Below are 20,960 nucleotides of genomic sequence, written 5' to 3'. Positions count from 1 at the left end.
AACATCGTGTTATAGTGGCTTCAACATAAGTATTACAGGCAGACACGCACATCATGAGCAACCTCGCACCCGTTCCGCAAAGCAAACTTCCCAACCTTGGCACCACCATTTTTACCCGCATGAGCGCCCTGGCACAGGAACATCAGGCGATTAACCTCTCCCAGGGTTTTCCTGATTTCGACGGGCCGCGCTATCTGCAGGAACGACTGGCGCACCATGTGGCGCAGGGTGCAAACCAGTACGCGCCGATGACCGGCGCTCAGGCGCTGCGTGATGCCATTGCCGATAAAACCGAGGCGCTCTACGGCCATCGTCCCGATGTGAATACGGATATCACCGTCACCGCGGGGGCAACTGAGGCGCTGTATGCCGCGATTACGGCGCTGGTGCGTCAGGGCGATGAGGTTGTCTGCTTCGACCCAAGCTACGACAGCTATGCGCCAGCGGTGGAGCTTTCCGGTGGGGTGTTAAAGCGCGTGGCGCTGCAGCCGCCGCATTTTCGCGTTGACTGGCAGGCGTTTGCAGGACTGATCTCTCCGCGAACCCGGCTGGTTATTCTGAATACGCCACATAACCCTTCTGCCACCGTCTGGCGCAAAGAGGACTACGCTGCGCTCTGGCAGGCCATTGCGGAGCAGGAGATCTATGTTCTGAGCGATGAAGTGTACGAGCATATTTGCTTTGCCGATGAGGGACATGCCAGCGTCCTGGCGCATCCTCAGCTGCGGGAACGGGCAATTGCCGTGTCGTCATTCGGTAAAACCTACCATATGACCGGCTGGAAGGTGGGTTACTGCGTGGCGCCAGCGGCGCTCAGCGCGGAGCTGCGCAAGGTGCACCAGTATCTGACGTTCTCGGTGAATACGCCTGCCCAGCTGGCGCTGGCGGATATGCTGCGCGCTCAGCCGGAACACTATCGCGAACTGCCGGACTTCTATCGCGCTCGCCGCGATGTACTGATTAACGCGCTGCGCGGCAGCCGTCTGGAAATACTGCCCTGTGAAGGCACCTACTTCCTGCTGGCGGACTACAGTGCGATTTCGGATCTCGATGATGTTAGCTTCTGCGAGTGGCTGACCAAAGAAGCCGGCGTGGCGGCAATACCGCTGTCTGTCTTCTGCGCCGATACTTTCCCGCATAAGCTGATACGCCTGTGCTTCGCCAAGCAGGAATCTACCCTGCTGGCGGCGGCGGAACGTCTGTGCAAACTGTAACTATTTAGCCGGAACGGGCGGCTCGCTGAACAGCTCCAGCAGCCCGTTAAGCTGCTTCATCTTCTGCACTTCGTCGGCGCTCATTCCAAGCTCCACGGCGATTTTCGCGTCCGTCCAGCCGTGCCCTGACAGCTCCCGTACCAGTTCTGAGGTCGCCCCAGGATTATTGCGCCCCCGGGCGCGGTTATGGCGCATGCTGGTGGCCATTCGCGAGGGTCTGCTGCTCGTGGGCAGGCAGGCCACGGGCAGATAGCCGTTAAGGGTTTTTTGCAGCCCCAGGCGGGAACGACACAGCTGGCGGCGATGCGCACCATCGATGATGTCATAATGCTGCTTGTCATTTTTGCTGACGACCAGCGGTTGAGTCAGGCCATCGCTCTCCAGAGAGCGCTGAAGCAGGCGGGTTTCCGCCAACGCCAGATGATTCGGGTTATAGTTGTTGGTCTCGATCTGCTCATCCCTGACCCACAGCACGCAGTCAACGGGCTGCTCTTTAAAGGGGCTGAGTTCGTGCATGGCCTGGCGAAAGGCGTTCAGGGCGCTAATGCGTTCGTCATCGGCTAGCGACGTCAGATAATCTTTTATTTCGCTTATTAATCGTTGTTGCATCCTATTTCATCCCTTGCGTGTTAATCCATGCACCGTGGTGCTACCGCAGGCGAAACCCGACTGAGGGGGCATATGTATAAGCAACACGCGCCAGACAGAACCGGGAAATAGCCAGGTTATTTAAGTCATAAATAAAAAGCAGATAATCACGAGCAGAATAGAGCGGAAAGACGTGAGATTCAACGGGGATAAATTCGCTGACCGGGGCGAAATACTCAAGTAAGATGCAGCTGAATGACTGTTATTTTTATAATAAACAATGCCTTATTAAGGGGGTTGTGACAGGGTTGAGTGGAGGGTAATAAGAATTATTATCGAAGGTTATTCTGTTACTGAGTGTAAGTAATAGATGTGTTAAATAGATTCTGGATTTATATATTAATGTCTTTAATTAATTTCCCGTGTGTTATTTATAAGCTTCATTAATTTATTTGCGGGCTGATAATTACGTTGTTTATGATTTTCTCACTGCCGTAGGCGGCGCAGACCAAACCTATCACAGCCATAGGCAGGACCTGCCGTACTCGCATTGCCCTTTTATTCTTCGGGTGGTGTAATTCATTTGCTGTACGACCTGTTCTTCAGGATATGTAGAGCGCAACGCACGCCAGCCTGACTGGCACTGAAGGTACTTTCGGGTATTTCAGGTAACAGGGCCGCCCGACCAGGCGGCCTTTTTACTTTTTGACACGCTAAGCAACAAACGGCATGACACCGACGTTGATAGGCTGAGCCATACTCTTGGGCGGTTTGTTAGATAACGCTTATTGATTTGATAAAGCAAACGCATTGGCCCATGTGAAGAAAGTTCGTTACCTTACATCTCAACGAAAACACGGAGGAAGTATAGATGTCCTTAATTAACACCAAGATCAAACCTTTTAAAAACCAGGCATTCAAAAACGGCGAATTTGTTGAAGTCACCGAAAAAGACACTGAAGGCCGCTGGAGCGTCTTCTTCTTCTACCCGGCTGACTTTACTTTCGTATGCCCGACTGAACTGGGCGACGTAGCCGACCATTTCGACGAGTTCCAGAAACTGGGCGTGGATATCTACTCTGTATCAACCGATACCCACTTCACCCATAAAGCATGGCACAGCAGCTCTGACACCATCGCGAAAATCAAATACGCGATGATTGGCGACCCGACCGGTGCCCTGACCCGTAACTTCGAGAACATGCGCGAAGACGAAGGTCTGGCTGACCGCGGTACCTTTATCGTTGACCCGCAGGGCATCATCCAGGCGATCGAAGTGACCGCTGAAGGTATCGGCCGCGACGCATCTGACCTGCTGCGTAAAGTGAAAGCTGCACAGTATGTTGCTTCCCACCCGGGTGAAGTGTGCCCGGCAAAATGGAAAGAAGGCGACGCGACGCTGGCTCCGTCCCTGGATCTCGTCGGTAAAATCTAATCGCGCTTTAGCGTGACGCGAATCGGGTGCGTCAGCACCCGATTTTCTTAGCAGGCACCATGACGCAAGCTGCGTTCAGACCGACCTTAATAACAAAGCAGCTTACATGATGATGTTTTAAGCCCAGGAGATAGCATGCTCGACACCAATATGAAAACACAGCTCAGGGCCTACCTTGAGAAACTGACCAAACCTGTTGAGCTGATTGCCACGCTGGATGACAGCGCTAAATCGGCAGAAATCAAAGAACTGCTGGCTGAAATCGCGGAACTCTCCGACAAGGTTACCTTTAAAGAAGATAACGGCCTTGCGGTACGTAAACCGTCGTTCCTGATTACTAACCCAGGCTCCAGCAACGGCCCGCGCTTTGCCGGTTCCCCGCTGGGACATGAATTTACCTCGCTGGTTCTGGCCCTGCTGTGGACCGGCGGCCATCCGTCAAAAGAGGCGCAGGCGCTGCTGGAGCAGATCCGCGATATCGACGGTGATTTTGAATTTGAAACCTATTACTCCCTGACCTGCCATAACTGCCCGGACGTAGTCCAGGCGCTGAACCTGATGGCGGTGCTGAACCCGCGTATCAAACATACGGCGGTTGACGGTGGCACCTTCCAGAACGAAATCACCGATCGCAACGTGATGGGTGTTCCGGCGGTCTTCGTTAACGGGAAAGAGTTTGGTCAGGGTCGTATGACGCTGGCGGAAATCGTCGGCAAAATCGATACCGGTGCGGAAAAACGTGCGGCGGAGGCACTCAACCAGCGTGAGGCTTACGACGTGCTGATTGTTGGTTCCGGCCCGGCGGGCGCGGCGGCGGCGGTTTACTCGGCGCGTAAAGGTATTCGTACCGGCCTGATGGGCGAACGCTTCGGCGGCCAGGTGCTGGATACGGTGGATATCGAAAACTATATTTCTGTGCCGAAGACCGAAGGTCAGAAGCTGGCGGGTGCGCTGAAGGCACACGTTGATGACTACGATGTGGATGTTATCGATACCCAGAGCGCATCCCGTCTGGTTCCTGCGGCCACCGAAGGCGGCCTGCACCAGATTGAAACCGCCTCCGGCGCGGTGCTGAAAGCGCGTAGCGTAATTATTGCCACCGGTGCCAAATGGCGCAATATGAACGTGCCGGGCGAAGATCAGTATCGCACCAAAGGCGTGACCTACTGCCCGCACTGCGACGGCCCGCTGTTTAAAGGCAAACGCGTGGCGGTGATCGGCGGCGGTAACTCCGGCGTGGAAGCGGCCATCGACCTTGCGGGGATCGTTGAGCATGTCACCCTTCTGGAATTTGCCCCGGAAATGAAAGCCGACCAGGTTCTTCAGGATAAAGTCCGTAGCCTGAGCAATGTGGATATCATCCTCAATGCGCAGACCACCGAAGTGAAAGGCGATGGTAGCAAGCTGACCGGCCTGGAATATCGCGACCGCGTCAGCGGTGATGTGCACCAGATTGCGCTTGCGGGGATCTTCGTCCAGATTGGTCTGCTGCCGAATACCACCTGGCTGGAAGGAGCCATTGAACGTAACCGCATGGGCGAGATTATTATCGACGCCAAATGCGAAACCAGCGTCAAAGGCGTATTCGCCGCTGGTGACTGCACCACGGTGCCGTACAAACAGATCATCATCGCCACCGGCGAAGGTGCAAAAGCCTCACTGAGCGCCTTTGACTATCTGATCCGCAGTAAAAGTGCCTGAAAAATAAGAAAGTAAGATAACCTGCAAAACAGAGAGGCTACCGAAAGGTAGCCTCTTTTTTATCTGCGGTTAACGGACAACCAGAACCGGAATATGCGCGTGGCGCACGATACTGGAGGCGTTAGAACCCAGCAGGTGGGTACTGATACTCGGGTTACGCGAGCCAATCACCACCACGTTAGCGCTCAGCTCTTCCGCCAGCTCGTTAATCGCATCGCGGATATTTCCGCGGCGGACGTGAAGCTTAATGCGTGCAGGATCGATGCTGAAGTGTTCGACGGTGGCGCGAAGGCGGGTTTCCGCCTCCTGCTGCAGATGCTCTTCGAAGCGGCGGACATCGGCTGCGAAGCGGTGCAGACTCAGGCTGGATGCGCCGGGTAACACGTGGACCAGATGGATAACGCCATCCTGCTGCGCCAGAAATTCAGCGTGGGTGATGGCCTTGTTGCTTAACTCCATTTCGTACACGTCAACCGGCATAATAATGGTGCTGTACATACGAGTTCCTCCCTTTAATGAACCTGCTTATATAACAGCACATTATTCGGAAAGTTTTTGTCATTCAGCTCGCATATTTGTCGGCCTGCGCAGGCTTTGGCGTAAAGTTTTGTTATCGGTGGGGAAGAAAACGGAAAGAGGATGCGGACACATCCTCTGAGAAAAGCGACGGGCGCTTTATGCAGAACGGTTAGCGGTTGAATTCACCGGCGGCTTCAGGCTGGTAGTTCAGCGCCAGCACTTCCAGGTGGGTGGTGGCACCGCCCGGCAACTCCCAGTGGATGGTGTCGCCAACCCGCAGTCCCAGCAGGGCCGCACCGACCGGTGCCATCACGGAAAGCTGGGTGTTACTGTCGGTCAGCTGCGCCGGGAACACCAGGGTACGCACGCGCTCTTCACCGCTGCTCAGATCGCGGAATTTCACTTCGCTATTCATAGTGACCACATCAGCCGGCATGGTTTGCGGGGAACACATCTGCGCACGATCCAGCTCGTCATTCAGCGCGTCGGCGACCGGAGAGTTTGCATAAGCAGGCTGTTCCAGCAGGCGGTCAATACGTTCGGCGTCAAAGTCATTAATTATGATGGCTGGTCTGGCCATTACTTACTCCATATCGTTAAGGCGGCACTGGCCGCAGGATCCAAAAGAAAACCCCCACCGTCAAAGGTGAGGGTTTTACAGGGTATGATACTGAGACTTTGCTTAACGGTGAAGTGACTCAGCGCACATCAGAGCAAGATGCTGCCGATTACCGCCAGAATAAAGGCGATTGAGCCAAGCAGCGTCTCCATCACAGTCCAGGTTTTGAGCGTGGTTTTCTCGTCCATCTCCAGGAAACGCCCCACCAGCCAGAAGCCGGAGTCGTTCACGTGGGAGAGCACGGTTGCGCCGCCCGCGATAGCGATAACGATAAAGCAGAGATCGAACTGGCTCAGGCCAGGCGTTGCCTGCACCATTGGGGCAACCAGTGCCGCGGCCGTCGTCAGTGCGACGGTTGCTGAACCCTGGGCCACGCGCAGCGCGGTGGAGATCACGAACGCGGCAACGATCACCGGCAGGCCGGTATCTGACAGCACGCCCGCCAGCGCATCGCCGATACCGCTGGCGCGCAGTACGCCGCCGAACATCCCGCCAGCACCCGTTACCAGGATAATGCCGCAGATCGGACCCAGTGCGCCGTCACAGATTTTTTCCAGATGCTTCAGGCTGTGCTGACGGCTGAAGACCATCAGAGCAAAGATGACGGTGATCAACAATGCTACCGGCGTTTTACCCAGCATACGCAAGAAGTTCACCAGTATGCTCTCTTTCTCGACCCAACCCATAACTACAGCGGTGTTAAGACCTGTTTCGAGGAAAATAAGCACCAGCGGCATCAGCAGAATGGTTAAGACCATACCGAATGACGGTGGTTGATGATTTGGGTCCGCCTGCACTTCGCCCAGGAAAGAGGATGGCAGTTTGATATCAAACTTTTTACCCGCGTACAGGCCGTACAGGTATCCACCGAAGTACCAGGTCGGCAGGGCGATAATCAGGCCGATGATCACCAGCAGACCAATATTGGCACCCAGCAATTCACTGGCTGCAACCGGACCCGGATGCGGTGGGACCAGGGCGTGCATGACCGCAAAGGCACCGGCTGCCGGGAAAGCGTATTTCAGCGTGGAGCCGCCAAACTGTTTGGCTACGCTAAAGATAATCGGCAGCATCACCACCAGACCGGCGTCAAAGAAGATCGGGAATCCGAACAGTAGCGAAGCGATGCCGAGTGCAAACGGTGCACGCTGTGCGCCAAATTTACCGATCAGTGTATCAGCCAGCACTTTTGCCCCGCCGGAAACCTCCAGCAGGCGGCCAATCATTGCCCCCAGTCCTACCAGCAGCGCAACACCTGCCAGCGTACTACCAAAACCAGACAACAGGGTTGGCACGACTTTATCAAATGCGATCCCGGTGGCAAGTGCGACAACAATGCTCACTAATGTTAATGCTAAAAAGGCATGCACCCGGAAGCGCATAATTAAAACGAGCAACAGTACTACTGCACCTGCTGCTATACCCAGAAGCGCACCGGCTCCAAGGGCGTTAGTCATATCGGTCATCATTTTTATCCTCAGCATTCGGCTCAGTGAAACCGTAGCGTAATCCCTGCTTTTATCACTGATACCGGTAACATGATACTGGTAACATGGAGGGGGATGTAAATAACTCATGACATACTTATTAACAAATTGAGAAGCAGCTCAAAGAATGGCAATTTCGCAGTTGCGCGGGGCAAAAGCGCCATTGTAGATGGTGCCCGGGATCAGAAGCCTGCTTTATCAATCACAAAGGCGGAGCCGCAGTTGCCGGGATGCGGCTGCGACAGTAGAGAGGTGGCAGAAAGAGGACCGTTAATCGCGCTGGCCCTAAGAGCAATCTGCATTTCGGTCAGATAAGCCGGTTTTCCGCTGCAGGTAAGCTTAATCGCCCGGGCGGCCTCATTGCCCCAGGTATTGATGACGGCGTCGTCAAACTCGCTCCGGGTAACGGTCTTACCGTAGTTCTGTGCCAGAAACTGGCCAATCGGGCTGTTTCTGACCTCGTCATTCATCCGCACCATGGTGCTGAAATACGCGTCAGGATCGAAGCCGAAACAGACGCCATGTTTGGCGTACTCATAGCGCTCCAGACAGGACTTACCGCCGGAGGCGGGCATCATGCGGTTAAGCTTATTGGCGACTTCCAGCGACAGACCCGTTTCTTCGGCGGCGCATTTACGGCTGGCTTTGGCTTCAGGATAGTTGGGGAGCGGACGGGTGGCGCAGCCGAAGCGCATCCAGCGGCGTTCATCGACGCCGTGGGCGGAGACAGATTTCGGCAGGCCCGGCCACAGGCCATGGATGGTTAAAAATTCGCGTTTATCTTCGCGCTCTTTCTGCGAGCGGCATTCTGCCGGACCGCTGCCCAGCCTGTCGTGCTGGCTCTGACAAAAGCCGGTCTGCCAGGACAGGGCCAGCACATAGCGATCAAAATCACCAAACTGCGTGGGTGTCAGCGGCGCTGCCGCTGTCTGAGTGGTCCACAGCGCAAACACGCTGGCACAGGCGATGACGAAATCCTTCCCGAACATATCGATTCCTGATGGCAGAGAGAGTGGAGGCAGGGGGTATTAAAGCATAAAAAAAGGCGCTGGATAGCGCCTTTTCAGTGCGGGATAACGGATCAGGCCGCGCTGCCCGGTACCAGAATTTCGGTCGCGATAATGACCACGATCAGGCCGACGATCACCGGCACAGAGGTGCGTTTCACCACTTCGAACGGGGAGATTTTCGCCATACCGGCCACCGCAACCACCACGCCGGAGACCGGGGAGATGGTGCGACCCAGGTTGGAGGCCTGCAGCATCGGGATCGACAGGTAAGCCGGATTGATCCCGGAAGAGTGGGCCAGTTTCGGGATCATCTCCACGAACGCATAAAACGGCGCGTTGCCGGAACCGGTGGTCATTGCCGCCAGCATGGTGAGGATCACCAGCACCAGCATCAGGATAATGCTTGCCGATCCGAAAGAGGTGGCAATCGAGATCAGGCTCTGGATAAAACCGATGGTGCTCAGGCCCTGGGCGAACACGCCCGCAGCGACCAGCAGCATTACCACGCCCGCGAAGGCGTCAGCCATTCCACGGTAGGCCACTTCGAGACCGGCGAAGACCTTCTGACCATTAAAGCCACGGATGAACTCGAGGATGGCGGCCAGCAGCATACAGATCACCAGAATGGTGATGATATGCAGTTCAGGACCCCATTTACCGTCAAAAATCAGTACCCCGATAATCGGCGTAAACGGCAGAATGGCGTAAAACCCAGGTGCGCTGGTGGTGATCTCGTTGACGTCGAGCATCTCGTGGCTGACGTTCTCTTTTTTATCCAGATAGCGCTGCCAGAAGAAATGCGCCACGGCCATCGCCAGAATGGCGGCAATGGAGATCGGCAGGGTGGTTTTAAACGCAAAATCCACCAGCGGCATTTCCGCCGCCTGGGCGGCAAGTACCACGTCGCCGGACGTCGGCGACAGGATAATGGCGGCCGGGGAGGCACAGATTGCGGCAGCCGCGCCGCGGCTGATACCGACGTTAACCATGACCGGGAAGAGCGTCGCCATCAGCAGCACGCCAAGGCCGGTGGCGGAGGAGACGGCCAGCGACATCAGGCAGGCGACAAAATAGGCCGCGACCATCAGGATATAAGGGGAGTTGATATAGCGCAGCGGACGCGAAGCCAGCTTCACGACCATATCGTTGGCGCCGATATGCGTCATATAGGCGGCAAAACCGCACAGCATCATAATCATCATCCCGAGATCGCCACCGCGGCTCATCAGCAGGATTTTGATATATTCGACAATATCGGTCGCGGTGTAGCCGGTGCTGGTCGCGCTGGACGGCAACACCTGGTGGCCCATCAGGGCGCTGATAATCAGCAGGGCCAGGCCGCCGACGAAGAGCACGCCGGTCGCCGAGTAGCCTTTAATGATATAGCGTGCCACGCCGACAATGACGGCCACGCCAATAAGAAGTTCAAGCAACGTTAACATTATTATCACCTGGTAGTATAAAGACTGCCCTGTCCGCAATTTTTACCCCGATATTCAGGGTATACCCAAAGAGGAGTGGCAATTTGCCGAAGAAACGGGTAGTCGTTGCTGATTAAAATCAATAAATCGACTACTAAATAAGCCGTCAGGATTATTTTTGTCCGAATAGCGACAAGCCGCCCACCATCATCTTGATTGCGCTGATAAAAGCAAGATGTATTTGTTTTGATGTTTAAATGAAAAATAAAAGTTAACAGTATTTTACCTGTGGGTTTTATTTATTCTCTGAACGTAAATCATCTAAAAAAGCCTTTAAAAATAAAAAAGAGGCTGCCTATACTCGAGCCTCTTCCACGCTAATTCTGACGAGCTGATATGCACGCTAGCCGGGGTAATTGCCTGCACTGTTTACGAAAGTATCTGCTGATACTTTTGTTGGCATTCTGCTGGCTGCTTATCCAGAGTCAGGTAGCGATTGCTTCCCATCACTGCGATCTCAGCGTGGATGGCGAGGCGGTGATGCTCCAGCATCAACAGCATCAGATGGCGGAGGACACGCCCGCCTACAGCATGATGAAAGGCCCCCTGTGCGAAAAGCACTGCGTCCCGGATATCATGCAAAAAGATCCCCAGCACACACCGCTGATTGCGCTTCCTGCCGCCACGACTCTGGCGGTAGTGACCCCGCTTTGTACAGAAACCATCGGCAGTGGCTGGGCGTTATCACCTCCGGCTACGGGGCCACCGGCAACCATTCGGTTCTGCCGGTTCAGAGAGTAGAAACACCTGTAACGCACTGAATTTTATCTATTCATTTACCGTTATCAGGAGTTTTTATGTTTGCTTATCTTTCCCGTGCGCTGACAGGCGTACTGCTGGTGCTGTCTGCGTCTCTTGCGCAGGCCCACGATATGTCTGCCCATGCGGGTATGAATCATTCTCCCTCCACGCCCGAGGTGTATCACACCGAAGGGACAGTCAAAGCGGTCAGCCCTCAGGCGTTGACCATTTCCCATCAGGCCATCAGCGCGCTGAACTGGCCGCCGATGACCATGCGTTTTGCGCCGCCGGAAGGCGAAGCGCTGCCGGCCGTTGCCGTCGGGGATAAAGTCAGTTTCAGCTTTACCCGGCGCGAAGGTGGCTACCAGCTTGTCTCACTGACGCCTCTGCGCTAACGGAGGCACCATGCAACGACGCACACTATGCCTGTGGCCTGGTGGGGTGTTGCTCGGCTTCATATGCTTTGCCGTACAGGCAGAGTCGTGGACGCTGACGCAAACCCTGACCGCCGCCCAGCGCTATTCGGCGGAGATCTCCGCCAGCAAAAATGAGGCGCAGGCCCTCGATGCAATGGCCGATTCCGCCCGCGAACTTCCGGATCCGCAACTGCGGTTCGGGATCGAAAACGTCCCTGTTCAGGGCAGCAACGGGCGCAGGTTGACCCGGGAAGGGATGACCATGCAGCGGGTCGGCGTGATGCAGCGCTATGTCAGCGAGGAGAAGCGGGAACGTAAAGCGCAGACCTTGCTGGCCCAGTCGCAAAGCGTCAACGCCCAGGCCGATGCCATCCGTGCCGGGCTGCAGCGGGATACTGCTCAGGCCTGGCTGGATCTGGCCCTGTCGACGCAGGCGCTGAATACCGCCCGGACGCTGGTGGCCGAAACCCGGCGTCAGATGGCGGGACAGAAAGCCAGCGTCAGCGGCGGATCGGTTCCCGCAGACAGTGTCCTGACGCTGCAGGTCACCCTGAATGCCATGCGTGATCGGGAGACGCTGGCGGAGCGGGATGTCCGCCTTGCGCAGACGCGTCTGATGGAACTGACCGGTCAGCAGCTGGATGGGATTAGCGGGAAACTGCCGCCTTATCAGCGGCTGCCCGCAGAAGAGCGAGTGATTGAAGAGGGCGTAACGCTGCATCCGGAAGTGATTGCCGCTTCCCGGGAAGCCAATACCGCCCGGGCGCGTTCGGCCCAGTCGGCGATTGCTGCCATTCCCGATGTTGACGTGGAGCTGTACTACGCCCGCCGCGCCGACGGCTATGAGGATATGGCCGGGGTGATGTTCACCGTCGATCTGCCGCTGTTCCAGGGACGTCGACAGAATAAAGACCACGCCGCCGATGTCTCGATGACCATGCAGGCCAACGATCGTCTGGCCCAGACCGAACGTACCCATCTTGCACAAGTCCGCTCTCTGATCGCCGAATACCAGGCCGCGCAGACCCTGTGGCAGCGCCAGCGGGATGAAACCCTGCCGCTGCAGAAAAAGCGCCTGTCGCTGGTGACCGCGCAGTATGGCGGGGGCCAGTCGGCGCTGCCCGAGCTGCTTGAGGCCCGTCGTGGCGTGCTGGAAACCGAGATGGCACTGAATGAATCGGAAAGAGAAATGGCCCGTCGCTGGGCGGCGATACGCTGGCTGATCCCGCAGGAGATAGCGCTATGAAAAAAACCATTATTGCCGTGGTGGTCAGCGCCCTGCTGGCCGCAGGCGCGGGATATCAGTATGGCCGCCAGCAGCAGACGGCGACGCCAGAAACAGCAGCGAGCGGTGAGCGGCAGGTACTCTACTGGTACGATCCGATGGTGCCCGGCCAGCGGTTTGATAAGCCGGGGAAATCGCCCTTTATGGATATGCAGCTGGTCCCGCGCTATGCCGATGAGATACAGGAACAGGGCGGAGTGAGCGTCAGCACCCGGCAGCAGCAAAATCTGGGCATGCGCACGGCGAAGGCGGAAGTGCGTGTACTGACCCCGGATTTCTCGGCTTTCGCGACCGTCAGCGTGGATGAGCGGAGTATCCGCGTCGTGCCGTCTCCGGCGGCGGGCGTGGTGGAGAAACTCTTTGTGCGTGCGCCTCAGCAGTGGGTGAAAGCCGGTGAGCCGCTGGCGCAGCTCTGGATGCCCCAGTGGACAACCGCCCAGCAGGAGTATCTGGCGGTACGCCAGCTGGGGGATGCGGCGTTGAGTCGGGCGGCCCGCGAACGTCTGGCGCTGCAATTTATGCCGGAGTCGGTGATTCAGATCCTGGAGCGTAGCGGCAAGCCGCAGACGCGTATCACCCTGCGGGCAGAACGGGCGGGTTATGTGACCAGCCTGACGGTCCGGGAAGGCGCGCAGGTGGAGGCGACCGCACCGCTGCTGGAACTGGCAGGTATCGACCCGGTGTGGGTCACGGTGGACTATCCGCAGACCCAGGCGCAGCGGTTAACGCCCGGCAGCGAAGTGGTGGCTACCGCCGATGGCTGGCCCGGTGAGACCTTTCACGGGCGGGTCAGCGAACTGCTTCCCCAGCTGGATGCGGCAACCCGTACTCTGAAAGCGCGTATCGTACTGGATAACCCACAGCACAAACTGAAACCGGGCATGTTTCTCTCCGTCACCCGTCCGGCGGGCCAGTCGCTGCCGCCGGTACTGGCGATCCCGGAAGAGGCGTTGATCGATACCGGCGATGCCCGTCGGGTGCTGGTGGCAAGCGGAGACGGCCATTTTCGTCCGGTTGACGTAGTGCCGGGTATGACCGCCTCCGGCTGGACGCAGATCCAGAGCGGGCTGAAGGAAGGAGACCTGGTGGTCACCTCCGGGCAGTTCCTGATTGACTCAGAGGCCAGCCTGCGTAGCGCCCTGCCGGAAATCGCGACGCCTGCCGCGCAGGAGTATGAAACCCACGGCGTGGTGGAGGCGATAGCCGATGGCACTATTACTCTCAGCCATCAGCCGATTCCCGCCCTCAACTGGGATTCGATGACCATGGACTTTGTGCTGCCGCAGCCGGTGTCGGGTCTGAAGCCCGGCGAGCGAGTGATGTTCCGCTTCCGGCTTGATGATACCGAAGGCGCGGTCATCACCCACCTGATGGCCGACACGGAGGTGATGAAATGATTGCCGCCGTGATCCGCACCGCGCTGCGCAACCGTCTGCTGGTGATCCTCGCCGCTATCGGTATGGCGGCCTGGGGAATCTGGTCATTACAGCGAACGCCGCTGGATGCCCTGCCCGATCTCTCCGATGTTCAGGTGATCGTTCGCGCCAGCTATCCCGGCAAAGCGCCGCAGATTGTCGAGGATCAGATCACTTACCCACTGACCACCACCATGCTGTCGGTGCCCGGCGCGAAAACCGTGCGTGGCTTCTCGATGTTTGGAGATGCTTACGTTTATGTGCTTTTTGAGGACGGGACCGATCTCTACTGGGCGCGCTCCCGCGTGCTGGAGTATTTAAACCAGGTCCAGTCGCAGCTGCCGGAAGGCGCAGAGGTGGCGCTGGGCCCGGATGCGACCGGCGTGGGCTGGATTTTTGAATATGCACTGATCGATCGCAGCGGTAAGCACAGCCTGGCCGACCTGCGGGCGATTCAGGACTGGAACCTGAAATTCGAGCTGAAAACGGTGCCTAACGTGTCGGAGGTCGCCAGCGTTGGCGGCATGGTGCGCCAGTACCAGGTGATCCCCGATCCTGCACGTTTGCGTGCGCTGAATATTACCCATCAGCAGTTAATTGATGCGCTGAAGGCAGCCAACCAGGAAGGTGGCGGCGCGGTGCTGGAGATGGGGGAAGCGGAGTATATGGTGCGCACCACCGGGTATCTGCAAAGCCTGGCGGACTTCCGCAAGGTGGTGATAACCAGCCGGGAAGGCGTCCCGATAATGCTTTCGGACGTGGCGACGGTACGCTACGGGCCGGAGATCCGCCGCGGCGTGGCTGAGTTTAACGGCGAAGGCGAGGTGGCGGGCGGCATTATCGTGATGCGCTACGGCAAGAACGCGCTGGAGACGCTGCATGCGGTGAAAGCGCGTCTGGCGACGCTGCAGAAGACGTTACCTGCGGGCGTGGAGATTGTGCCGGTCTATGACCGCTCAACGCTTATCGAGGAGGCTATCGATACCCTGAGCGCGAAGCTTATCGAAGAGTTTATCGTTGTCGCTCTGGTCTGCACCCTGTTTCTGTTCCATTTTCGCTCCGCGCTGGTGGCGATTGTCTCGCTGCCGCTGGGTATTCTTGGCGCCTTTGTGGTGATGCACTATCAGGGGATCAACGCCAATATCATGTCCCTCGGAGGGATCGCCATTGCCATCGGGGCGATGGTCGATGCGGCAATTGTGATGATTGAGAATATGCACAAGGTGCTTGAGCGCTGGCGGCACGATCATCCTGACCAGGAGCCAGAATCCGGTGACTACTGGCGTATCGCCGAACAGGCGGCGGTGGAAGTCGGACCGGCCCTGTTCTGTAGCCTGCTGATTATCACGCTCTCTTTTATCCCGGTATTTTCGCTGGAGGCGCAGGAAGGGCGGATGTTCTCCCCGCTGGCCTTTACCAAAACCTGGGCGATGGCGGTCGCGGCGGGGCTGGGTATCACTCTGGTTCCGGTGCTGATGGGCTACTTTATTCGCGGTCGGGTGCCGGATGAACAGGCTAACCCGCTTAACCGCTGGCTGATCCGCGTCTATGAGCCACTGCTGGACAAGGTGCTGAGCTGGCCGAAGCTGACTCTGGCGCTTGCTCTGGCCCTGCTGGCCCTGACGCTCTGGCCGCTCAGCCGGCTGGGGAGCGAGTTTATGCCGCCACTTGACGAAGGGGATCTGCTCTATATGCCCTCGACGCTCCCCGGCATCTCGGTCCGTGAAGCGACAAAGCTGCTGCAGCAAACCGACCGGTTAATCAAAAGCGTCCCGGAAGTGGATACGGTGTTCGGCAAAGCGGGTAGGGCGGAAACCGCGACCGATCCCGCCCCGCTGACCATGCTGGAAACCACCATTCGCTTTAAACCACGGGACCAGTGGCGACCGGGAATGACGCCGGAAAAACTGGTGGAGGAGCTGGATAAAACCGTCAGCCTGCCGGGCATTGCTAATGTCTGGGTACCTCCGATTCGTAATCGTCTGGATATGTTGTCCACCGGGATTAAAAGTCCGGTCGGCATTAAGGTCAACGGCAACAATCTGGCGGATATCGAAGAGGTCGCCCGTCAGATTGAGCGGGTGGTGAAAAACGTTCCGGGCGTCACCTCGGCGCTGGCGGAACGTCTCAGCGGCGGGCGCTACGTCGATATCCGTATCGACCGGCTGAAGGCCGCACGCTATGGCGTAACGGTTCAGGAGCTACAGTCGCTGGTGGCGACGCTGGTCGGTGGGGATAATATCGGCCAGACGATTGAAGGACGCGAACGTTATCCCATCAATATCCGCTATCCCCAGGCGTTAAGGGATAACGTCGATAAGCTGCGAATGCTGCCGGTGATCACGGACAGCGGGAGTCAGATTGCGCTGGGAGAGCTGGCCGACATTAGCGTCAGTGAAGGTCCGCCGATGCTGAAAAGTGAAAACGCCCGACTATCGAACTGGATTTATGTCGATCTGCGCGGGCGGGATCTGAAATCGGCGGTGGATGAGATGCAGCAGCGGGTGGCTCAGGAGGTGACGCTACCGCAGGGTGTCAGCCTGTCGTGGTCGGGTCAGTTTGAATATCTTGAGCGGGCAGCGGCGAAGCTACAAATAGTCCTGCCGGTCACGCTAATGATTATTTTCATCCTGCTCTGGCTAACCTTCAGACGTTTATCCGACGTGCTGCTGATTATGGGGACGTTGCCTTTTTCACTTATTGGCGGGGTCTGGCTACTCTGGCTGCTGGGCTATAACCTGTCGGTGGCCGGGGCGGTCGGGTTTATTGCCCTCGCCGGCGTGGCGGCGGAATTCGGGGTGATCATGGTGCTGTATTTAAACCATGCACTGGAGAAGCACCGGATGCTTGAGCCACAGGGCGGGGAAGCCATGCTGATGCGTGCCATTCACGAAGGGGCGGTGCTGCGCGTGCGGCCGAAAGTGATGACCGTGGCGACCATCATGGCCGGGCTGCTGCCGATTATGTGGGGCAGCGGGACCGGTTCTGAGGTGATGAGCCGTATTGCCGCGCCGATGGTCGGAGGCATGATCACCGCGCCGCTGCTGTCGATGCTGGTGATCCCGGCAATATACCAGCTAATCCATCGGCGAGAATAACAATGCTATGCGCCTGTTTTTTTCAGGCGCATATTTCGCGTAAACCGATAAACCAGGAAGCTTTCCTATATTCGTTAAGATTTCATTCATATATCGTGTGCTACTTTTACCCCGAACATGAATAAATGGTAGATCGAACGAGATGTTAGCGAAAAAATTTTTGGCTGTGCTACTGCTCATTTCCGGCACATTGACGCTGTCAGCCACCGCAGCAGAAAAGGGCTGGTTCTCCACCCTCACCGATAATGTCGCAGAGACCTGGAATGCGCCGCAGCATTACGATCTCTATGTACCGGCCATCACCTGGCATGCCCGCTTTGCCTATGACAAGGACAAAACGGACAAATATAACGAACGCCCCTGGGGCGCGGGGTTTGGCCAGTCGCGCTGGGATGAAAAAGGCAACTGGCACGGCATTTACCTGATGGCGTTTAAAGACTCTTACAACAAGTGGGAGCCGATCGGCGGCTATGGCTGGGAGAAAACCTGGCGGCCGCTGGCGGATGACAACGTGCATATGGGGCTGGGCTATACCGTCGGGGTCACGGCCCGCGATAACTGGAAATACATCCCGATTCCGGTACTGCTGCCGATGGCCTCGGTAGGCTACGGTCCGGTCACCTTCCAGATGACTTACATTCCGGGAACTTATAATAACGGAAACGTTTACTTTGCCTGGATGCGTTTTCAGTTTTAAACGCAACGGCAGCCCGTTATGTCAGGCTGAACACCCTGTTTACTGCTAAATCAACGCATAACGTGGTGGTCGAAAAAAAAACATCGACTTTTATCACTTTTTAGCAAAGTTAGACTGGACAAACGTCACCACAATTGGTGTACTGATACCCGACACAGCATTTGTGTCCATTTTTCATGTAAAGGTAATATTGATGTCTAAGATTAAAGGTAACGTTAAGTGGTTTAATGAGTCCAAAGGATTCGGTTTCATTACTCCTGAAGATGGCAGCAAAGATGTATTCGTACATTTCTCTGCAATCCAGTCCAACGGTTTCAAAACTCTGGCTGAAGGTCAGCGTGTAGAGTTCGAAATCACTAACGGTGCCAAAGGCCCTTCTGCTGCAAACGTTAACGCTATCTAAGCGAAACGACAGTAAGAATACAAAAACCCGCCATTGAGCGGGTTTTTTTTGTCCTGCGTTTAGTGGGCAGCCGTGACGGAAACAATCCAGAACGCCAGCGCGGTAAGGGCAAACGAGCCTAACATATTCACCGCAATATTCATCAACGCCCAGCCCGGACGCCCGTCCTGCAGCAGAAACACCACCTCAGCCGAAAAAGTCGAGAAGGTCGTCAGGCCGCCACAGAAGCCGGTGGTCAGCAGTAGCTTCCACATCGGGTCGATATGCGTCATCCGGTTAAACCAGGCCAGTCCCAGACCAATAATAAAGGCGCCGACCAGGTTGGCCGTTAGCGTGCCCAGAGGAATAGCGTGATGCAGCGGGTTGAGCTTCATGCCCAGCACCCAGCGCAGTACGCTACCCGTACCGCCGCCAATAAATACTGCGAAAAGGATTTGTAACACGCGAGATTCCTGCTATTTGATTAATAAGTTTGTTAAGTCTACTGCCGGAACATGGGTTCTGGCTACGCTCATCAGGTAAGGAGATAATAATGCGGGTAGCTGCAGGGCAATTTGTCGTTACGCCCCGGCCGGAGACAAACGCGCAGCAGTGCGTTGAGATGATGGCCCGGGCTCATCGTCAGGGCGCTTCACTGCTGGTGCTGCCTGAGGCGCTGCTGGCGAGGGAGGATGGTGATGCCGATCTGTCGGTAAAATCCGCCCAGACGCTGGAGGGGGCGTTTCTCCGTCTGCTGCTGGCGGAAAGCCGAACCAATACGCTGACAACCGTGCTGACGATCCACGTTCCCTCCACGCCCGGAAGAGCGATCAACACCCTGGTGGTGCTGCGCGGCGGGGAAGTGATTGCCCACTATGGCAAGCTCCATCTCTACGATGCGTTCCGCATTCAGGAGTCACGCCTTGTCGATGCCGGAGAGAGCTTACCGCCGCTGATTGAGGTGGACGGAATGCGGGTCGGGCTAATGACCTGCTACGATCTGCGTTTTCCCGAGCTGGCGCTGAGCCTGGCGTTACGGGGCGCAGATCTGCTGGTCCTGCCAGCGGCCTGGGTACGCGGACCGCTTAAAGAGCATCACTGGGCCACGCTGCTGGCGGCGAGGGCGCTGGACACAACCTGCTATGTTGTCGCCGCAGGCGAATGCGGTAGCCGTAATATCGGTCAGAGCCGGATTGTCGATCCCTTCGGCGTCACTCTTGCCGGGGCCGGGGGCGATCCCGGGCTGATTTTTGCCGAGGTGACGGCGGACTTTGTGCAGGAAGTGCGGGCGCAGCTTCCTGTATTACAAAACCGGCGCTTTGCGCCACCGCAACTCCTTTGACGATTTTTTCGGCAGGGCTTGATTCATCTTGTTACAGATTGCTATTGTGTGCGCGCGTCAAATATCCGTTAATAACCTGCGGACTTTATGGCGCGTAATGCAGCCTGTTTCAGAATAGAAGGTATTTATGGGTGAGATTAGTATTACCAAACTGCTGGTGATTGCCGCGCTTGTGGTGTTGCTGTTTGGTACCAAAAAGTTACGCACGCTGGGTGGTGACCTCGGCGCGGCGATTAAAGGCTTTAAAAAAGCGATGAACGATGACGATGCTACGGCGAAGAAAAACGCCGAAGACGAAGTGACGGCGGAAAAGCTCGCTCACAAAGAGTAAATACTGCGCAGTCAGCGAATAAAAAACCGGCCATGAGGGCCGGTTTTTTTATGGGATGTGTAAGCAGTTGCGTCAGCGCTGCGTTACTTCACTTCCATCCCTTTCGCCTGCAGGTCGGCGTGATAAGAAGAGCGAACAAACGGGCCGCAGGCTGCGTGGGTGAAGCCCATCGCCAGCGCTTCTTCTTTCATTTCATCGAACTCAAGCGGGCTGACATAGCGCTGTACCGGCAGATGGTGACGGCTTGGCTGCAGATACTGGCCCAGCGTCAGCATGGTGACGCCGTGGCGACGCAGGTCGCGCATCACTTCGATGATTTCCGCGTTGGTTTCACCCAGGCCAACCATCAGACCAGACTTGGTCGGGATATCCGGGTGCGCTTCTTTAAAGCGCTCCAGCAGCTTCAGGGACCAGTTGTAGTCGGCGCCCGGACGCACCTGGCGATAGACACGCGGCACGTTTTCCAGGTTGTGGTTAAACACATCCGGCGGCGTGGCGGTGATGATCTCCAGGGCACGATCCATACGGCCACGGAAGTCCGGGACCAGCGTCTCGATTTTAATGGTCGGGCTTTTTTCACGGATGGCGGTGATACAGTCGGCGAAGTGCTGGGCACCGCCGTCGCGCAGGTCATCGCGGTCAACGGAGGTAATGACCACATAGCGCAGCGCCATATCGGCGATGGTCTGAGCCAGCTTCAGCGGCTCGTTTGCATCCGGTGCGACCGGGCGGCCGTGGGCCACGTCGCAGAACGGACAGCGACGGGTACAGATGGCACCCAGGATCATAAAGGTGGCAGTACCGTGGTTGAAACACTCAGCCAGGTTAGGGCAGGAGGCTTCTTCGCACACAGAATGTAAGCCATTCTTGCGCATCGCGGCCTTGATACCCTGGATACGGGAAGAGTCTGCCGGAAGTTTAATCTTCATCCATTCCGGTTTTCTTAACAGCTCTTCGCGCTCTGTTGCCACGTTTTTAACCGGGATAAGGGCCATTTTATCGGCGTCGCGGTATTTAACACCGCGTTCCATCACAATGGGTTTACTCATACGTGCGTGTTCCAGTTGCCAATAACGAGGGAAAGCGTTTCAATTCAAGGTAATGTTGTATTTATCAACTATTTTTGAATTAACGACCGGCAGTATACCATTGATGGGGGTGATAAAGCAGCCTGAGAACCCGGCAAAATGTAAAATAGT

20 protein-coding genes are annotated in these 20,960 nt (G+C 56.5%); 12 read left to right on the top strand and 8 right to left on the bottom strand.

Features of this window, described 5'->3' with window-relative positions:
• Window positions 1-53 precede the first annotated feature (53 nt).
• Window positions 54-1,214 (top strand): pyridoxal phosphate-dependent aminotransferase, encoded by a 1,161-nt coding sequence (locus EDF81_RS10265; RefSeq protein ID WP_123348042.1) that lies wholly within the window; start codon window positions 54-56, stop codon window positions 1,212-1,214.
• Here the strand turns inward: EDF81_RS10265 and EDF81_RS10260 are convergent, their stop codons facing one another.
• Entirely contained in the window at window positions 1,215-1,823 is a 609-nt protein-coding gene (locus EDF81_RS10260) for a ParB N-terminal domain-containing protein (protein WP_123348041.1), read from the bottom strand.
• A gap of 850 nt (window positions 1,824-2,673) precedes the next feature.
• Here EDF81_RS10260 and ahpC point away from each other — a divergent pair.
• Together ahpC and ahpF are read left to right on the top strand one after the other, a co-directional pair.
• Window positions 2,674-3,237, top strand: a complete 564-nt coding sequence (ahpC, locus tag EDF81_RS10255) for an alkyl hydroperoxide reductase subunit C (protein ID WP_123348040.1) — start codon at window positions 2,674-2,676, stop codon at window positions 3,235-3,237.
• Window positions 3,238-3,372: 135 nt separating this feature from the next.
• Window positions 3,373-4,938, top strand: a complete 1,566-nt coding sequence (ahpF, locus tag EDF81_RS10250) for an alkyl hydroperoxide reductase subunit F (protein ID WP_123348039.1) — start codon at window positions 3,373-3,375, stop codon at window positions 4,936-4,938.
• Between the two features lie 69 nt (window positions 4,939-5,007).
• Here the strand turns inward: ahpF and uspG are convergent, their stop codons facing one another.
• The 5 genes from uspG to dcuC all read right to left on the bottom strand — a co-directional run bounded on the left by uspG (window position 5,008) and on the right by dcuC (window position 10,015).
• Complete coding sequence (gene uspG / locus EDF81_RS10245) at window positions 5,008-5,436, bottom strand: universal stress protein UspG (protein WP_123348038.1); 429 nt, start codon at window positions 5,434-5,436, stop codon at window positions 5,008-5,010.
• Window positions 5,437-5,626: 190 nt separating this feature from the next.
• Window positions 5,627-6,037 carry a nucleoside diphosphate kinase regulator gene (rnk, locus tag EDF81_RS10240; protein ID WP_123348037.1) on the bottom strand — a complete coding sequence of 137 codons (411 nt, stop codon included), beginning with the start codon at window positions 6,035-6,037 and terminating at the stop codon, window positions 5,627-5,629.
• Between the two features lie 128 nt (window positions 6,038-6,165).
• On the bottom strand, window positions 6,166-7,542 hold the full coding sequence (locus tag EDF81_RS10235; protein ID WP_123348036.1) for a GntP family permease: 1,377 nt from the start codon (window positions 7,540-7,542) through the stop codon (window positions 6,166-6,168).
• 203 nt (window positions 7,543-7,745) lie between these two features.
• Entirely contained in the window at window positions 7,746-8,552 is an 807-nt protein-coding gene (rna, locus tag EDF81_RS10230) for a ribonuclease I (RefSeq protein WP_123348035.1), read from the bottom strand.
• A 92-nt stretch (window positions 8,553-8,644) separates the two neighbouring features.
• Window positions 8,645-10,015: an anaerobic C4-dicarboxylate transporter DcuC gene (dcuC, locus tag EDF81_RS10225; RefSeq protein WP_123348034.1), complete on the bottom strand. Its 1,371-nt coding sequence runs from the start codon at window positions 10,013-10,015 to the stop codon at window positions 8,645-8,647.
• Between the two features lie 435 nt (window positions 10,016-10,450).
• On the opposite strand from dcuC, the gene EDF81_RS10220 reads away from it, so the two are divergent.
• The 7 genes from EDF81_RS10220 to cspE all read left to right on the top strand — a co-directional run bounded on the left by EDF81_RS10220 (window position 10,451) and on the right by cspE (window position 18,109).
• The gene (locus tag EDF81_RS10220; RefSeq protein ID WP_311316600.1) at window positions 10,451-10,795 is read left to right on the top strand and encodes a DUF2946 domain-containing protein; all 345 of its coding nucleotides are present in this window, start codon (window positions 10,451-10,453) and stop codon (window positions 10,793-10,795) included.
• Window positions 10,796-10,851: 56 nt separating this feature from the next.
• The gene (locus EDF81_RS10215; RefSeq protein ID WP_123348032.1) at window positions 10,852-11,190 is read left to right on the top strand and encodes a copper-binding protein; all 339 of its coding nucleotides are present in this window, start codon (window positions 10,852-10,854) and stop codon (window positions 11,188-11,190) included.
• 10 nt (window positions 11,191-11,200) lie between these two features.
• Complete coding sequence (locus EDF81_RS10210) at window positions 11,201-12,457, top strand: TolC family protein (RefSeq protein WP_123348031.1); 1,257 nt, start codon at window positions 11,201-11,203, stop codon at window positions 12,455-12,457.
• Window positions 12,454-13,893 (top strand): efflux RND transporter periplasmic adaptor subunit, encoded by a 1,440-nt coding sequence (locus EDF81_RS10205; RefSeq protein WP_123348030.1) that lies wholly within the window; start codon window positions 12,454-12,456, stop codon window positions 13,891-13,893. Before EDF81_RS10210 ends, EDF81_RS10205 begins: the two co-directional genes overlap by 4 nt.
• Window positions 13,890-17,009 (top strand): efflux RND transporter permease subunit, encoded by a 3,120-nt coding sequence (locus EDF81_RS10200; RefSeq protein WP_123348029.1) that lies wholly within the window; start codon window positions 13,890-13,892, stop codon window positions 17,007-17,009. The genes EDF81_RS10205 and EDF81_RS10200 overlap by 4 nt, the downstream gene beginning before the upstream one ends.
• Before the next feature lie 142 nt (window positions 17,010-17,151).
• Window positions 17,152-17,706 (top strand): lipid IV(A) palmitoyltransferase PagP, encoded by a 555-nt coding sequence (gene pagP / locus EDF81_RS10195; protein ID WP_123348028.1) that lies wholly within the window; start codon window positions 17,152-17,154, stop codon window positions 17,704-17,706.
• A gap of 193 nt (window positions 17,707-17,899) precedes the next feature.
• Window positions 17,900-18,109, top strand: coding sequence for a transcription antiterminator/RNA stability regulator CspE (cspE, locus tag EDF81_RS10190; RefSeq protein WP_004859511.1), 210 nt, complete (start codon window positions 17,900-17,902; stop codon window positions 18,107-18,109).
• Between the two features lie 59 nt (window positions 18,110-18,168).
• Here the strand turns inward: cspE and crcB are convergent, their stop codons facing one another.
• The gene (gene crcB / locus EDF81_RS10185; protein WP_123348027.1) at window positions 18,169-18,552 is read right to left on the bottom strand and encodes a fluoride efflux transporter CrcB; all 384 of its coding nucleotides are present in this window, start codon (window positions 18,550-18,552) and stop codon (window positions 18,169-18,171) included.
• An 89-nt stretch (window positions 18,553-18,641) separates the two neighbouring features.
• On the opposite strand from crcB, the gene EDF81_RS10180 reads away from it, so the two are divergent.
• Both EDF81_RS10180 and tatE read left to right on the top strand, forming a co-directional pair.
• A complete protein-coding gene (locus EDF81_RS10180; protein WP_123348026.1) occupies window positions 18,642-19,430 on the top strand; it encodes a deaminated glutathione amidase in 789 nt (262 codons plus the stop codon).
• A 127-nt stretch (window positions 19,431-19,557) separates the two neighbouring features.
• Window positions 19,558-19,761: a twin-arginine translocase subunit TatE gene (tatE, locus tag EDF81_RS10175; protein ID WP_123348025.1), complete on the top strand. Its 204-nt coding sequence runs from the start codon at window positions 19,558-19,560 to the stop codon at window positions 19,759-19,761.
• An 83-nt stretch (window positions 19,762-19,844) separates the two neighbouring features.
• On the opposite strand, the gene lipA is transcribed toward tatE, so the two are convergent.
• Window positions 19,845-20,810: a lipoyl synthase gene (lipA, locus tag EDF81_RS10170; RefSeq protein WP_123348024.1), complete on the bottom strand. Its 966-nt coding sequence runs from the start codon at window positions 20,808-20,810 to the stop codon at window positions 19,845-19,847.
• Window positions 20,811-20,960 lie beyond the last annotated feature (150 nt).

Source organism: Enterobacter sp. BIGb0383, assembly GCF_003751845.1.
Classification (GTDB): Bacteria; Pseudomonadota; Gammaproteobacteria; order Enterobacterales; family Enterobacteriaceae; genus BIGb0383.
Note: the sequence above shows the minus strand (reverse complement) of the source record. Positions and strands in the feature narration are given on the sequence as shown.

What these genes read in the sequence shown, in the direction of transcription:
- EDF81_RS10265 (WP_123348042.1), top strand. Translation starts at nt 54, where the DNA reads ATGAGCAACCTCGCACCCGTTCCGCAAAGCAAACTTCCCAACCTTGGC.
- EDF81_RS10260 (WP_123348041.1), bottom strand. Translation starts at nt 1,823, where the DNA reads ATGCAACAACGATTAATAAGCGAAATAAAAGATTATCTGACGTCGCTA.
- ahpC (WP_123348040.1), top strand. Translation starts at nt 2,674, where the DNA reads ATGTCCTTAATTAACACCAAGATCAAACCTTTTAAAAACCAGGCATTC.
- ahpF (WP_123348039.1), top strand. Translation starts at nt 3,373, where the DNA reads ATGCTCGACACCAATATGAAAACACAGCTCAGGGCCTACCTTGAGAAA.
- uspG (WP_123348038.1), bottom strand. Translation starts at nt 5,436, where the DNA reads ATGTACAGCACCATTATTATGCCGGTTGACGTGTACGAAATGGAGTTA.
- rnk (WP_123348037.1), bottom strand. Translation starts at nt 6,037, where the DNA reads ATGGCCAGACCAGCCATCATAATTAATGACTTTGACGCCGAACGTATT.
- EDF81_RS10235 (WP_123348036.1), bottom strand. Translation starts at nt 7,542, where the DNA reads ATGACCGATATGACTAACGCCCTTGGAGCCGGTGCGCTTCTGGGTATA.
- rna (WP_123348035.1), bottom strand. Translation starts at nt 8,552, where the DNA reads ATGTTCGGGAAGGATTTCGTCATCGCCTGTGCCAGCGTGTTTGCGCTG.
- dcuC (WP_123348034.1), bottom strand. Translation starts at nt 10,015, where the DNA reads ATGTTAACGTTGCTTGAACTTCTTATTGGCGTGGCCGTCATTGTCGGC.
- EDF81_RS10215 (WP_123348032.1), top strand. Translation starts at nt 10,852, where the DNA reads ATGTTTGCTTATCTTTCCCGTGCGCTGACAGGCGTACTGCTGGTGCTG.
- EDF81_RS10210 (WP_123348031.1), top strand. Translation starts at nt 11,201, where the DNA reads ATGCAACGACGCACACTATGCCTGTGGCCTGGTGGGGTGTTGCTCGGC.
- EDF81_RS10205 (WP_123348030.1), top strand. Translation starts at nt 12,454, where the DNA reads ATGAAAAAAACCATTATTGCCGTGGTGGTCAGCGCCCTGCTGGCCGCA.
- EDF81_RS10200 (WP_123348029.1), top strand. Translation starts at nt 13,890, where the DNA reads ATGATTGCCGCCGTGATCCGCACCGCGCTGCGCAACCGTCTGCTGGTG.
- pagP (WP_123348028.1), top strand. Translation starts at nt 17,152, where the DNA reads ATGTTAGCGAAAAAATTTTTGGCTGTGCTACTGCTCATTTCCGGCACA.
- cspE (WP_004859511.1), top strand. Translation starts at nt 17,900, where the DNA reads ATGTCTAAGATTAAAGGTAACGTTAAGTGGTTTAATGAGTCCAAAGGA.
- EDF81_RS10180 (WP_123348026.1), top strand. Translation starts at nt 18,642, where the DNA reads ATGCGGGTAGCTGCAGGGCAATTTGTCGTTACGCCCCGGCCGGAGACA.
- tatE (WP_123348025.1), top strand. Translation starts at nt 19,558, where the DNA reads ATGGGTGAGATTAGTATTACCAAACTGCTGGTGATTGCCGCGCTTGTG.
- lipA (WP_123348024.1), bottom strand. Translation starts at nt 20,810, where the DNA reads ATGAGTAAACCCATTGTGATGGAACGCGGTGTTAAATACCGCGACGCC.